Here is a 13,716-nt window from a genome sequence, read left to right on the forward strand (position 1 = left end):
GTCCGGCCCGGGTGCGCGCGAGGCGCCCGGACCTGCAGGATGGGACGCATGGGACCGTTGATCACCCCCGCCGAGCTCGCCGCCCAGTCCGAGGCGCGGCGCCCCGTGGTGCTGGACGTCCGCTGGCGCCTGGCCGGGCCGCCCGCCGCCGAGTCCTACCGCGAGGGCCACGTGCCCGGGGCGGTGTTCGTCGACCTCGACACCGCGCTCGCCGCGCCGCCCGGCGAAGGCGGCCGCCACCCCCTGCCCGACCCCGCCGATCTGCAGCGTGACCTGCGCGAAGCCGGCGTGAGCGCCGGGCGCCCGGTGATCGTGTACGACGACGCCGACGGCTCCGTCGCCGCGCGGGCCTGGTGGCTGCTGCGGTGGGCCGGGCACACCGACGTGGCGGTGCTCGACGGCGGTTACGCAGCGTGGCTCGCGGAAGGCCGCGAGACGACCACCGACGCGCCCGCCCCCGAACCCGGCGACTTCGAGGTGCGCCCAGGCGGTATGCCGGTGCTCACGGCCGACGAAGCCGCCGCCCGCGCCCGTGAAGGCGTGCTGTTCGACGCCCGCGCCCACGCGCGCTACACCGGCGAGACCGAGCCGGTCGACCCGCGCGCCGGCCACATCCCCGGGGCGATCAGCGCGCCGTCGGGCGAGCACGTGGGCGAAGACGGCCGCTGGCGCTCGCCCGCCGACCTGGCCGCGCGCTTCGCCGGCCTGGGCCTGACCGAAGGCACCCCCGTCGGCGCCTACTGCGGCTCCGGCGTCACGGCGTCGTCGGTCGTGCTCGCCCTGGAGGTCGCGGGACACCCCGAGCCGGCGGCGCTGTACACCGGTTCCTGGTCGCACTGGTCACGCGACCCCGAACGCCCCGCCGCCACCGGCCCCGAACGCGGCTGAACCACCGCGAGCCCCGAACCACCGCGCGCCCCAACCACCGCGCGACCGAACAACAAGGCGCCGCAGCCGAACCCGGCTCGGGCGCGCCGAGCCCAGTACAGTGCGGTACATGTCCTCGCCTGCTGTCGTCTGGGATGCCGCGCTGCTGGGATACGACCTGGGCGGGGAGCATCCGTTCAACCCCGTCCGCCTGGAGCTCACGATCCGGCTGGCCACGGAGCTCGGCGTCCTGAACGACGTCGAGCTGCTCGTGCCCACCGCGGCCGGCGACGAGGAGCTGCTGCGCATCCACGCGCCCGAGTACCTGGCGGCCGTGCGGGAGGCGCCGCTCGTCGGCTGGGACGTCGGCCACGGGCTGGGCACGTCGGACAACCCGGTGTTCAGCGGGATGCACGACGCGTCGGCGCTGGTGGTCGGCTCGACGCTGCTCGCGGCGCGCAAGATCGCCGACGGTGAGGTGAAGCGCGCGGTCAACATCGCGGGCGGGCTGCACCACGCGATGCGCGACTACGCGTCCGGCTTCTGCGTGTACAACGACTGCGCCATCGCCATCTCCTGGCTGCTCGACCACGGTTTCGACCGCATCGCCTACCTCGACACCGACGTGCACCACGGCGACGGCGTCCAGACCGCCTTCTACGACGACCCGCGCGTGCTCACCGTTTCCGTGCACCAGCACCCGTTCACGCTCTGGCCCGGCACCGGCTACGCCGCCGAGATCGGCAACGGCAAGGCCGCCGGCACGTCGGTCAACATCCCGCTGCCGCCGCAGACGAAGGACCCCGGCTGGCTGCGGGCGTTCAACGCGGTCGTCCCCTCGCTGCTGGCCGAGTTCGAGCCGCAGATCCTCGTGACGCAGTGCGGCGTCGACTCGCACGAGGAAGATCCGCTGGCCGACCTGTCGCTCTCGGTCGACGGCCACCGCACGATCTACTCGACGATGCGCGACCTCGCCGAGACCTACAGCGGCGGGCGCTGGCTCGCCGTCGGCGGCGGCGGGTACCAGCTGATCCGCGTGGTCCCGCGCTCGTGGACGCACCTGATCGCCACGGTGCTCGACCGCGACGTCGCACCGGACACGGCCCTGCCGCCCGGCTGGGTCTCCGCGATCACGAAGGCCGCGCCCACCGCCGAGATCCCGCCCGCGATGACCGACGACGAGGACACCGCGTTCAAGCCGTGGGGCGACGCCGCCGACGACCCGGTCGACATCGCGATCCGCGACACCCGCCGCGCGGTGTTCCCGCTGCACGGCCTCGACCCGGACGATCCCAGGGACTGACCATGTCCGAAGACCCGGCGCTCGGAAACGGCCTGCGCGACCCGTACGACTACCCCCGCGACTGGGAGGCCGACGTCGTCCTGTCCGACGGCGGCACCGTGCACCTGCGGCCCGTGGTGCCCACGGACGCCGACGGTCTCGTCGCCTTCCACAGCAGGCTTTCCGAGCGCACGCGCTACCTGCGGTACTTCGGCGCCTACCCGCGGATCCCGCCGCGCGACCTGCAGCGGTTCTCCACTGTGGACCACCACGACCGGGTCGCGTTCGTCGCGCTGCTCGGCGACGACATCGTGGCCGTCGGGCGCTACGAACGGCTCGACGGCGGCCCCTCGGCCGAGGTCGCGTTCGTCGTCGACGACAAGCACCAGGGCCGCGGGCTCGGCTCGATCCTGCTGGAGCACCTCGCCGCTGCCGCGTCGGAGTGCGGGCTGCGCCGGTTCGTCGCCGAGGTCCTCGCCGAGAACGCGCCGATGGTGCGGGTGTTCCGCGACGCCGGCTACCAGGTCAGCCGCGCCATCGAGGAAGGCGTGCTGCACCTGGAGTTCAGCATCGACCCGACGGAGGAGTCGCTGGCCGTCGCGCGCTCGCGCGAGCAGGCGGCCGAGGCGCGCAGCGTGCACAACCTGCTGCACCCGCGGTCGGTCGCGGTGATCGGCGCGTCGGCCGACCACACGAAGGTCGGCCACGTCGCCTTCCGCAACCTGCTCGCCGCCGACTTCACCGGCACCGTCTTCCCGGTCAACCCCGAGCACCGCTCGGTGCGCGGCGTGCGCGCGTACGCGTCGGTGCTCGACATTCCGGACCCGGTCGACCTCGCGCTGGTCGCGGTTCCGGCCGAGCTCGTCGAGTCCGTGCTCGACGCCTGCCTCGTCAAGGGCGTGAAGACGCTGGTGATCGTTTCCGGCGGCTTCGCCGAGTCCGGCCCGCTCGGCCTGCACGCCGAGCTGCGGCTCGTCGGCGAGGCCCGCGCCCACGGCATGCGCGTGGTGGGCCCGAACGCGCTCGGCGTGCTCAACACCGCGCCCGGCGTGCGGCTCAACGCCACCCTCGCCCCGCAGCTGCCGCGCCGTGGGCGCACCGGGTTCTTCTGCCAGTCCGGCGCGCTCGGCACGGCGATCCTGGCCGACGCCGGTTCGCGCGGCCTCGGTCTGTCCACCTTCGTCTCCGCCGGCAACCGCGCGGACGTCTCGGGCAACGATCTGTTGCAGTACTGGGAAACCGACCCCGAGACCGACCTCGTGCTGCTCTACCTCGAGTCCTTCGGCAACCCGCGCAAGTTCGCGCGGCTGGCGCGGCGGCTCGCGCGGAACAAGCCGATCGTCGCGGTGAAGTCGGGCCGCCACGCCGTGCGCCCGCAGCTGGCCGCGACGTCGGCGGAGGTCGACGAGGCGAGCGTGCAGGCGCTGTTCGAACAGGCCGGCGTGGTGCGGGTGGAGTCGCTCGCGCAGCTCTTCGACACCGCGCTCGTGTTCGCGCACCAGCCGCTGCCGGCCGGGCCGCGGATCGCGATCGTCGGCAACTCGAGCGCGATCGGGCTGCTCGCCGCCGACACCGCGCGGGCCCAGGGGCTGCACCTCGCGGCCGACCCGGTGGACATCGGCCCGCAGGCCGGGCCCGACGCGTTCGCCGCGGCCGTGCGCGAAGCCCTTGATTCGCCGGAGACCGACGCGCTCATCGCCGTGTTCGCCCCGCCCGTCGCCATTCCCGGCACCGCGTACGCGCGGGCGCTGAAGGAAGCCGTGCTGGAGCACGAGCGCACGAAACCCGTGGTGTCCACGTTCCTCGCGGCCGAGGGCGTGCCCGACGAGCTGGCCGTGCTCAGCGAAGACGGTGTGCCCACCCGGGGTTCGATCCCGTCGTACCCGAGCCCGGAACGCGCGGTGACCGCGTTGTCCCGCGTGGTGCGGTATTCGGCGTGGCGCCAGCGTCCACAGGGGACACTGGTGCGCCCGGGCGGGCTGCACGTCGAGCAGGCACAGTCGATCGTGCGCGAGCTGCTCGCCGAAGCCGACGGCCACTCAACGATGCTGTCCGACGACGACGTGGTGCGGCTGCTCGGCTGCTACGGCGTCGACGTGGTGCCGTTCCGCGTGGTGTCCGATGTGGACGGTGCGGTCGCGGCCGCCGCGGAGCTGGGTTATCCCGTCACGCTCAAGGCCGTGGACGAGCGGCTGCGCGGCCGGCCCGACCTGGCGGGCGTGCGGCTGGACCTCACCTCGGAGGACTCCGTGCGCGTGGCCTACCGCGACCTGTGCGAGGTCTCCGGCGACAACGAGCTCTACGTGCAACGCATGGCCGCCAAGGGAATCTCGTGCGTGATCGGCCTGCAGGACGACCCGTCGTTCGGCACGCTCGTGTCGTTCGGCCTTTCGGGTCTGGTCAGCACGCTGCTCGGCGACCGCGCCTACCGCGCGGTGCCGGTCACCGACGTCGACGCCGCCACGCTCATCCGCGAGCCCCGCACGTCGCCCCTGCTCACCGGCTACCGCGGCGACGAGCCCGCCGACCTCGCGGCGTTGCAGGACATGGTGCTGCGCGTGGCCGCGCTGGCCGAGGACAACCCGGAGGTCCGGTCCCTGGCGCTCGACCCGATCCTCGCCTCGCCCGACGGCGCCTTCGTGGCCAACGCGCGCATGGTGCTGGGCCCGCCGCCGACCCGGCCGGACACCGGGCCGCGGCGGTTGCGCCACATCACGCCGTCGGACTGACGGCTCACCAGGTCTTGCCGGCTTGCTCCCCGTTCGTCCGGTTGATGCGGTTGAAGAAGTTGGTCAGCGCGATCTCCAGCGTGAGCGCCGACAGCTGCTCCGCGGTGAAGTGGGCGGCCGCGGCTTCGCGGATCTCGGGCGTGACGCCCGCCGCGCCGTCCTGCAGGCGGGTCGCGGCCTCCGCCAGCGCGAGCGCCGCGCGTTCCGTGTCGCTGAAGAAGGGCGTGTCGCGCCAGGCGGCGACGTTGTGCAGCCGCTCGTCGGTCTCCCCGTGCTTCTTCGCCGCCGCGACCCCGGCGTACACGCAGGGGCTGCAGCTGTTGATCTGGCTCACGCGCAGGTGGACCAGCCCCAGCAGCCGCGGGTCGACCCCGCCGGCGTGGATCGCGCGGTTCAGGTGCCCGATCGCGGTCATCACCTCGGTGCTCGCCGCGGATTTCGTCGTGGTGGTCATGTCCGTGCTCCTTCTGCGGTTACCTCGGCCCGGTCGGGCCCGTCATCTCGCATGACGGAGCAGTGACGAGGAAGGTAACGACCATGACCGACCCGATCGCGGAAGCGTTCGAAGCCCAGCGCGAACGGCTGCGCGCCGTGGCCTACCGCGTGCTCGGTTCGCACGCCGACGCCGACGACGTGGTGCAGGAGGCATGGCTGCGCCTGTCGCGCCAGGACGCCGAGGCCATCGACAACCTCGGGGGCTGGCTCACCACCGTCGTCGGCCGCCTGAGCCTCGACGTGCTGCGCGCGCGGCAGAGCCGGCCGCAGGCGCCGGGTGACGACCGGCTGCCGGAGGGGGTGGTGGCGCTCGACAGCCCCGAGGACGACGTCGCGCTCGCCGATTCGGTCGGGCTCGCGCTGCTGGTGGTGCTCGACGCGCTCGGGCCGGGGGAGCGGCTGGCGTTCGTGCTGCACGACCTGTTCGCGGTTCCGTTCGAGGAAATCGGCCAGATCCTCGGCAAGTCGACCGCCGCGGCGAAGATGCTCGCCAGCCGCGCGCGGCGGAAGGTGCGGGAATCCGAGCGGCCCTCAGCCGGACGAGAGCAGCGCGAGGTGGTCCGGGCCTTCCTGGCGGCGGCTCGCGACGGCGACTTCACCGGGCTGCTGCGGGTGCTCGACCCCGACGTGCGGCTCACCTCCGAAACCCCGGACGGCGTGGTCGTGGTCCTCGGCGCCACCAAGGTCGCGAGCGGCGCTCGGTTGTCCGGCGGCCTGGCCGCCACGGGCCGGGACGTGCTCGTGGCCGGGCGCCCCGGTGTCGTGTCCCTCGACGAGGACGGCACGGTGGTGGCGCTGCTGGCGTTCACGGTCGTCGACGGGCGGATCACGGAGCTGACCGTGGTCACCGATCCGGCGAAGCTGTCAGCAGCCCGCCCAGAGTGAGCAGCTGCGCGGTGGCGCCGCCGCCGGTGAACTCGAGGCGTTTGGCCGCCGCGAAGTAGCGGTGCAGCGGGTGGGAGACGTCGATGCCGACGCCGCCGTGCAGGTGCACCGCGGTGTGGGCGACGCGGTGGCCGGCTTCGGCGGCCCAGTACTTCGCGGTGGCGATCTCGGCGTCGGCGGGCAGGCCTTCGGACAGGCGCCACGCGGCCTGCCACAGCGTGAGCCGCACGGCTTCGACGTCGAGGTACGCGTCGGCGAGCCGCTGGCGTACGGCCTGGAAACCGCCGAGGACGTGGCCGAACTGCTCGCGTTCACGCGTGTGGGCCGCCGTCAGCTCCAGGGCGCGCTCGACGACACCCAGCTGCTGCGCGCACAACCCCACCGCGCCGCGTTGCCGCAACGCTCGGCCGACGTCGCCGAGGGGCGTGCCGGGGGCGTCGTCGAGCCGGACCAGGCCCGCGTCGGCGTGGTCGATCGTCTGCTGCGCGGCGATGGAGACGCCGGGGGCGTCGCGTTCCACCAGGAAAACCCCGCCGGGAGTCTCGGCCAGCACCGCGTCGGCGAACGCCGCGAACGGCACCGCGGTCTGCGTACCACTGAGCCGTCCGCCGGTCTCGGTGAAACCGCCCGCGACCGCCAGCACCGCGGAACCGCGTGACACCGGCAGGAGCCAGCGCTCCACCAGCTCCGGCCGGCCCAGCTCGGCCAGCACCGAGCCCGCCTGCACCACGGAGGAGAGATACGGCAGCGGCGCCACGGCCCGGCCGACCTCGATCAGCACCGAGCACTGTTCCAGCAACCCGAACCCGCCACCACCGACGGCCGCGGGCAGGGCCGCGTCGAGCACACCCGACTGCGCCAACCGCGTCCACAGTGGCGCGTCGAAGCCCCCGGAACCGTGCGGTCCCAGCGTTTCCGGTGTCACGTGGTCGGCGAGGAGGCGGCGGGTCAGCGCGGCCAGGTCCTGCTGCGCCTCGGTGGGGGAGAAGTCCACGGCGGTGCTCCTAACGCGTCACGGGCTGGCCGAGCGCGGCCGCGGCGACGATGTCGCGCTGCACCTCGTTCGTCCCGCCGCCGAAGGTGAGGATGAGGGCGGAGCGGTGCAGCCGTTCGATGCGGCCGGCCAGCACCGCGCCCGGCGAGCCCTTGCGGACGACGGCGGCCGCGCCGAGCACCTCCATCAGCAGCCGGTAGGCCTCGATCGCGGACTCCGTGCCGAACACCTTCGTCGCCGACGCCTCGGCCGGCCCGAGCTCGCGTTGCGCCGCGGCGCACGCGATCTGCCAGTTGCGCAGCTTCAGGTACTCCGCGCGGGTGTGCACGCGGGCGAGGTTCAGCCGCACCCACTCGGCGTCGAGCAGCGGCGTGCCCTCGGGGGTGACGGCGGTGCGCGCCCACTCGATGACGTCGCGCAGGGCCGTGCGCATCGGCGCGGCCGAGGTCAGTGCGACACGCTCGTGGTTGAGCTGGTTGGTGATCAGCGGCCAGCCCGCGTTCTCGTCGGCGACGCGCGCGGTCACGGGCACGCGCACCCCGTCGTAGTAGGTGGCGCTGGTGCCGGGGCCCGCGACCGTGTGGACCTTCGTCCAGGAGAAGCCGGGCGCCGACGTCGGCACGACGAGCATCGACAGGCCCTTGTGCTTGGGCGCCTCCGGGTCGGTGCGCGCGGCGAGCCACACGTAGTCGGCGTACTCGATGAGGCTGGTCCACATCTTCTGGCCGGTGATCACGTACTCGTCGCCGTCGCGCACCGCGCGCGTGCGCAGCGACGCGAGGTCCGTACCCGCGCCCGGTTCGGAGTAGCCGATGGAGAAGTGCAGCTCGCCGGCGGCGATGCGCGGCAGGTAGAACGCCTTCTGGTCTTCGGTGCCGTAGCGCATGATGGTGGGCCCGATCGTGTTCACCGTCAGGAACGGCACGGGCACGCCCGCGGCCGCCGCCTCGTCGGTGAACACGAGCTGGTCGAGCATCGAGCGCGCCTGTCCGCCGTACTCCCGCGGCCAGCCCAGCGCGAGCCACCCGTCCTTGCCCAGCCGGCGCACGATCTCCTTGTATGCCAACCCATCGCCGTACTCGCCGCCGCCCGCGGCGAGGCTCTCCCGGCGGGCCGGCGTCATCAGCTCGGCGAAGTACTCCCGGAGCTGGGCCGCCAGCTCACGCTGGGCGTCCGTGTCGTCGATCCGCACCGCTCACCTCGCCGCCGGTTGTATAGAACTTGTTCTATTTGTAGCAGTCGGACCAGCAAGAAGGAAGGCGTCGCGAGCCTTGCCTGAAACGAGAACAGATTCTAGTCTGGGGCACCAAGGCAGGCTTCGACGAGGAGGCTCGCGGTGAGAGCAGCCGTACTGAACGCGATCGGCGACGACAAGCTGGAGCTGCGGGACGACGTCACCACCGTCGATCCGGGGCCGGACGAGGTCCGGATCCGGGTGCGGGCGTCGGGAATCTGCCACAGCGACCTCTCCGCGATGGACGGCACGCTGCCGGCGCTCGCGCCCGGCGTCGTCGGCCACGAGGGTTCGGGCGAAGTCCTCGAAGTCGGCTCCGCGGTCACACGCTTGCAGCCGGGTGACCACGTCACCGTGTCGTTCGTGCCGCCGTGCGGTTCGTGCGCCAACTGCCTGCGCGGTCAGCCGAACCTCTGCGCCGTGCACGCGATCGCCGCGTTCACCACGCCGCGGTTCCGTCTGGGCGACACGCCGTTGTTCGGCTACGCGGGGCTCGGCACGTTCGCCGACGAGGTCGTGGTGCCCTCGTCGGGTGCGATCAAGGTCGACGCCGACGTGCCGTTCGAGACGGCCGCACTCATCGCGTGCGGTGTGCTCACCGGAGTGGGCTCGGTGCTCAACACCGCGAAGGTGGAGCCGGGCTCCACAGTGGTCGTCTTCGGCTGCGGCGGCGTCGGGATCTCCGTGATCCAGGGCGCGCGCATCGCCGGCGCGGCCACGATCGTCGCCGTGGATCCGGTGGAGGGCAAGCATTCCGTCGCCCGACGCTTCGGTGCCACCCACGCCGTGACGCCGGAGAACCTCGACCAGCTGAAGGGCGAGCTGACCGGCGGCGAGGGGTTCGACTACGCGTTCGACGTGGTCGGTGCGCCCGCCACCATCCGCGCCGGCTGGGACGCCGCCCGCCGCGGGGGTGCAGTGGTGGTCGTCGGCGCCGGGCGGGGCGACGCGATGGTGTCGTTCAGTGCGCAGGAACTCTTCTTGCACGACAAGAAGATCCTCGGTTCGTTCTACGGTTCTTCGCACGTGCACCGCGACACCGCCACCATGCTGAGGTTCTGGCGCGCGGGCCTGCTCGACCTCGACGGCATGATCTCGCGTCGCCTCACCTTCGCCGATCTCAACGACGGCCTCGGCCTGCTGCGCGAAGGCAGCACCGACGTGATCCGCCAGGTGGTGACGCTGGCGTGAGCCTCGACGCCAAGGTCGCCATCGTCACCGGGGCCGCCGCCGGGCTCGGCCGGGCCGAGGCGCTCGCGCTGGCCCGGGAAGGCGCGGCGGTGGTGGTCAACGACGTCACCGAAGCCCGCGCGACCGTCGAGGAAATCGAGGCGGGCGGCGGCAAAGCGCTCGCGGTGGCGGGTGACGTTTCCGAAACCGCGACCGCGCAGGAGCTGCTCACCGCCGCCGTGGACCACTTCGGTGGCCTCGACATCGTGGTCAACAACGCCGGCGTGCTGCGCGACCGCATGCTGTTCTCGATGACCGACGCCGAATGGGACCAGGTCATCGCCGTCCACCTGCGCGGCCACTTCCTGCTCTCCCGCGCCGCCGCACGGCATTGGCGGGAACACTCGAAAGTGGACGGAAAGCCGGTCTACGGACGGCTGGTCAACACCGCGTCCGAGGCCTTCCTCGTCGGCTCACCCGGCCAGCCCAACTACTCCGCGGCGAAAGCCGGCATCGCCGCGCTCACCGTGTCCGCCGCGCGCGGGCTCGCGAAGTACGGCGTGCGCGCCAACACGATCTGCCCCCGCGCCCGCACGGCGATGACGGCCGATGTTTTCGGCGACGCGCCCGAAACCGGCCTCGATCCGCTGTCGGTCGAACACGTCGCCCCGTTCGTAGCCTTCCTCGCCTCGCCCGCCGCCGAGCACGTCAACGGCCAGGTTTTCGTGGTCCACGGCGGAATGGTCGCGCTGCTCCGTCCATCGTCGGTCGAGCAGCGCTTCGACACCGCGAACGGCACGTGGACCCCCGCCGAGCTGGCGGAGACGGTCGGCGCGCACTTCGCCGGCCGCGACCCGGAGCGGATGTTCGCCGCCACCGAGCTGCTCACCCTGCCCTGACCTCCCGGGAGACCTCATGACGCTCACCGTGTTACCCCACTGCGACGAAGCCGGGCTCAAGGCCGGACAGCTGTTCATCGGCGGCGAGTGGACGCCCGCGCGCGACGGCGCGACGTGGACCCACCTGCATCCCGCCACGAGTGAGGAGATCGGCGAGTTCGCCGTGGCCGGTCCCGCCGACGTCGACGACGCCGTGGCCGCCGCCCGCGCGGCGTTCGCGACGTGGGGCACCTCGCGCGCGAGCACCCGCATCGCCGTGCTGCTCAAGTACGCCGAGCTGCTGCGCGCCCACGCCGACGAGCTGCGCGCGCTGCAGGCCCTGGACAACAGCGTGCCGCTGTCCTTCGGCGCGATCTACGCGACGTCGGTGGCCGCCGCGGCCGACGTGTTCACCCACCACGCCGGCTGGGTCGACAAGGCGGGCGGCCAGACGCTGCCGCCGTACCAGGGCGGCGACCACCTGGCGATGACCTTCCGCGAGCCGATCGGCGTGGTCGGGGCGATCCTGCCGTGGAACGCGCCCTTCCTGCTCTTCGCGCAGAAGGTGGCCCCGGCGCTCGGCGCGGGCTGCACAGTGGTGCTCAAGGCTTCGGAGTACGCGTCGTTCGCCGTGATCCGCATGGTCGAGCTGCTCGCCGAGGCCGGCCTGCCCGCGGGCGTGCTCAACCTCGTGACCGGCCCCGGCGACCCGACGGGCGAGCGGCTCATCACGCACCCGGATGTCGACAAAGTGAGTTTCACCGGCAGCCGCGCGGTGGGCAAACGCATCGTCGAGGCGTCGGCGGGCACGCTCAAGCGCGTGTCGCTGGAGCTCGGCGGCAAGAGCCCTGCCATCGTGTTCCCCGACGCGCCCAACGTCGGCCTCGCCGCGATGACGACGATGGGCGCGGTCACCATGGGCCTGTCCGGCCAGGCGTGCGTGGCCAACACCCGCGCGCTGGTGCACCGCGGCGTCTACGACGAGTTCCTCGCCGCCGCGCAGGGCATGGCCGCGGCCGTGACCTACGGCGACCCGTTCGACCCGGCGGTGATCTCGTGCCCGCTCGTGAACGGCCGCCAGCTCGAACGCGTCCTCGGCTACATCGAGAAGGGCAAGGCGGAAGGCCGGCTCGTCACCGGCGGCGAACGGCTCGACGGCGACTACGCGGGCGGCAACTTCGTGGCCCCGACGATCTTCGCCGACGTGGACAACCACGCCACGATCGCGCAGGAAGAGATCTTCGGCCCCGTCCTGGCCGTCGTCCCCTTCGGCTCGGAAGAGGAGGCGATCGCGCTCGCCAACGACACCGAGTACGGCCTCGGCGCCGGCCTCTTCACCGCCGACTCCGCCCGCGCGTTCCGCGTGGCCCGGCGGTTGCGCGCCGGCACCATCGGCGTCAACGGCTTCCAGGTCGAGCCGCACCTGCCCTTCGGCGGGTTCAAGCAGTCGGGTCTCGGGCGCGAGGGCGGGCTGTCGGCGTTCGAGGCCTACACCGAGCTCAAGACCGTGCTCATGCCGCTCGGCGAGGAGCTGATGTAGTGGGCCGGCTCGACGGCCGCGTCGCCCTCGTCACCGGCGCCGCCCGCGGCCAGGGCGCGGCGGCCGCGCGCGCGTTCGTGGCCGAGGGCGCCCGCGTGGTCATCGCCGACGTGCTCGACGCCGAGGGCAAGCAGCTCGCCGCCGACCTCGGCGACGCCGCGGTGTTCCAGCACCTCGACGTGGGCGACGAGGACGGCTGGACGGCCGCGATCGAGCGGACCGTCGCCGAGTTCGGGCCGCCGACGGTGCTCGTGAACAACGCCGGCGTCCTGCATTTCGCCGAGCTGAAGAGCACCACACTGGCCGACTACGAACGCGTGGTGCGTGTGAACCAGACCGGGGCGTTTCTCGGGATGCGGTCGGTCGTTGAACCGATGACCGGGGCCGGTGGCGGCTCCATCGTCAACGTGTCCTCTGTGGAGGGACTTGCCGGCATGCCGTTCCTCGTCGCCTACACCGCGAGCAAGTTCGCGATCCGCGGGATGACCAAGGTCGCCGCGCTGGAGCTGGGCGCGCACGGCATCCGGGTGAACTCCGTCCATCCCGGCATGATCGACACGAAGATGGTTTCCGAAGCCGCCGGCGCCGACGTCGACGTGTCGTGGGTCGGCAAGAAGGTGGCGCTCGGCCGGGTGGGGCGGGCCGACGAGATCGCGCCGCTGCTGGTGTTCCTCGCGAGCGACGAGAGCTCGTACTGCACCGGGAGCGAGTTCGTAGCGGATGGGGGAGCTACGGCGACTCACGCGTTGAAGCTGTGATCCACGCGACTGAGAGCGAGCAGTGAACACCGCTAACGGAAATCGGGCGGGAGGTATGGACAAGACTCGGGGGTGACTACTGGGAGGTGTGGTGAGCGAGAGCGGCTCGATCACCCTCCCGGGCACCGCGGCGCTGACCCAGGTCGGCCGGCTCGCCACGCTGTCCTGGGAGGTGCTGCGGGCGATCTTCCGGCGTCCGTTCCAGTTCCGCGAGTGGATCCAGCAGTGCTGGTTCTTCGCGAGTGTCACGATCCTGCCGACGGCGCTGGTCGCCATCCCGTTCGGGGCCGTGATCGCGCTCCAGCTGGGGTCGCTGACCACGCAGATCGGCGCGCAGTCGTTCACGGGTGCCGCGAGCGCGCTCGCGATCGTGCAGCAAGCCGCCCCCCTGATCACGGCGCTGCTGGTGGCCGGCGCGGGCGGCAGTGCGGTCTGTGCCGACATCGGCGCGCGCAAGATCCGGGAAGAGATCGACGCCATGGAAGTGCTCGGCGTCAACCCGATCCAGCGCATCGTCGTGCCGCGCGTGCTCGCCGCGATCGTGGTGTCCGTGCTGCTCAACGGCCTGGTCAGCGTGGTCGGGGTGCTCGGCGGCTACTTCTTCAACGTCGTGCTCCAGGGCGGCACGCCCGGTGCGTACCTGGCCAGCTTCAACGCGCTGGCCCAGGTGCCGGACCTGTGGATCAGCGAGATCAAGGCGTTCCTCTACGGCTTCGTCGCCGGCGTGGTCGCGGCCTTCCGCGGCCTGAACCCCGCGGGCGGGCCGAAGGGCGTGGGCGACGCGGTGAACCAGGCCGTGGTGATCACGTTCCTGTTGCTGTTCCTCATCAACGTCGTGCTCACCGCGATCTACCTCAAGATCGTGCCGCCGAAGGCGCTGTGAC

The 13,716-nt window shown here is 72.5% G+C and carries 12 protein-coding genes; 9 read left to right on the forward strand and 3 right to left on the reverse strand.

Annotation, left to right across the window (positions count from 1 at the left end; genetic code table 11):
- Positions 1–48: 48 nt before the first annotated feature.
- The 3 genes from AB0878_RS31255 to AB0878_RS31265 all read left to right on the forward strand — a co-directional run bounded on the left by AB0878_RS31255 (position 49) and on the right by AB0878_RS31265 (position 4,878).
- The gene (locus AB0878_RS31255; protein ID WP_366583800.1) at positions 49–888 is read left to right on the forward strand and encodes a sulfurtransferase; all 840 of its coding nucleotides are present in this window, start codon (positions 49–51) and stop codon (positions 886–888) included.
- A 109-nt stretch (positions 889–997) separates the two neighbouring features.
- Entirely contained in the window at positions 998–2,170 is a 1,173-nt protein-coding gene (locus tag AB0878_RS31260) for an acetoin utilization protein AcuC (protein WP_366583801.1), read from the forward strand.
- Positions 2,171–2,172: 2 nt separating this feature from the next.
- Positions 2,173–4,878, forward strand: a complete 2,706-nt coding sequence (locus AB0878_RS31265; protein ID WP_366583802.1) for a GNAT family N-acetyltransferase — start codon at positions 2,173–2,175, stop codon at positions 4,876–4,878.
- Between the two features lie 4 nt (positions 4,879–4,882).
- Here AB0878_RS31265 and AB0878_RS31270 read toward each other — a convergent pair whose 3' ends face one another.
- Positions 4,883–5,332: a carboxymuconolactone decarboxylase family protein gene (locus AB0878_RS31270; protein WP_366583803.1), complete on the reverse strand. Its 450-nt coding sequence runs from the start codon at positions 5,330–5,332 to the stop codon at positions 4,883–4,885.
- A gap of 83 nt (positions 5,333–5,415) precedes the next feature.
- Between AB0878_RS31270 and AB0878_RS31275 the strand changes: the two genes are divergently transcribed.
- Positions 5,416–6,258 carry a sigma-70 family RNA polymerase sigma factor gene (locus AB0878_RS31275; protein ID WP_366583804.1) on the forward strand — a complete coding sequence of 281 codons (843 nt, stop codon included), beginning with the start codon at positions 5,416–5,418 and terminating at the stop codon, positions 6,256–6,258.
- Here AB0878_RS31275 and AB0878_RS31280 read toward each other — a convergent pair.
- Positions 6,218–7,252, reverse strand: coding sequence for an acyl-CoA dehydrogenase family protein (locus AB0878_RS31280; protein WP_366583805.1), 1,035 nt, complete (start codon positions 7,250–7,252; stop codon positions 6,218–6,220). The two genes, AB0878_RS31275 and AB0878_RS31280, sit on opposite strands and share 41 nt — an antisense overlap.
- A 10-nt stretch (positions 7,253–7,262) precedes the next feature.
- Positions 7,263–8,444, reverse strand: coding sequence for an acyl-CoA dehydrogenase family protein (locus AB0878_RS31285; protein ID WP_366583806.1), 1,182 nt, complete (start codon positions 8,442–8,444; stop codon positions 7,263–7,265).
- 144 nt (positions 8,445–8,588) lie between these two features.
- Between AB0878_RS31285 and AB0878_RS31290 the strand changes: the two genes are divergently transcribed.
- The 5 genes from AB0878_RS31290 (at position 8,589) to AB0878_RS31310 (ending at position 13,715) form a co-directional block, all read left to right on the forward strand.
- Entirely contained in the window at positions 8,589–9,677 is a 1,089-nt protein-coding gene (locus AB0878_RS31290; RefSeq protein ID WP_366583807.1) for a zinc-binding dehydrogenase, read from the forward strand.
- Complete coding sequence (locus AB0878_RS31295; RefSeq protein ID WP_366583808.1) at positions 9,674–10,555, forward strand: 3-oxoacyl-ACP reductase; 882 nt, start codon at positions 9,674–9,676, stop codon at positions 10,553–10,555. The genes AB0878_RS31290 and AB0878_RS31295 overlap by 4 nt, the downstream gene beginning before the upstream one ends.
- 16 nt (positions 10,556–10,571) lie before the next feature.
- The gene (locus AB0878_RS31300) at positions 10,572–12,074 is read left to right on the forward strand and encodes an aldehyde dehydrogenase family protein (RefSeq protein ID WP_366583809.1); all 1,503 of its coding nucleotides are present in this window, start codon (positions 10,572–10,574) and stop codon (positions 12,072–12,074) included.
- Positions 12,074–12,832 (forward strand): glucose 1-dehydrogenase, encoded by a 759-nt coding sequence (locus AB0878_RS31305; protein ID WP_366583810.1) that lies wholly within the window; start codon positions 12,074–12,076, stop codon positions 12,830–12,832. Before AB0878_RS31300 ends, AB0878_RS31305 begins: the two co-directional genes overlap by 1 nt.
- Before the next feature lie 88 nt (positions 12,833–12,920).
- Positions 12,921–13,715, forward strand: coding sequence for an ABC transporter permease (locus AB0878_RS31310; protein ID WP_366583811.1), 795 nt, complete (start codon positions 12,921–12,923; stop codon positions 13,713–13,715).
- Position 13,716: the final 1 nt, after the last annotated feature.

The organism is Amycolatopsis sp. NPDC047767 (assembly GCF_040704195.1).
GTDB lineage: Bacteria > Actinomycetota > Actinomycetes > Mycobacteriales > Pseudonocardiaceae > Amycolatopsis.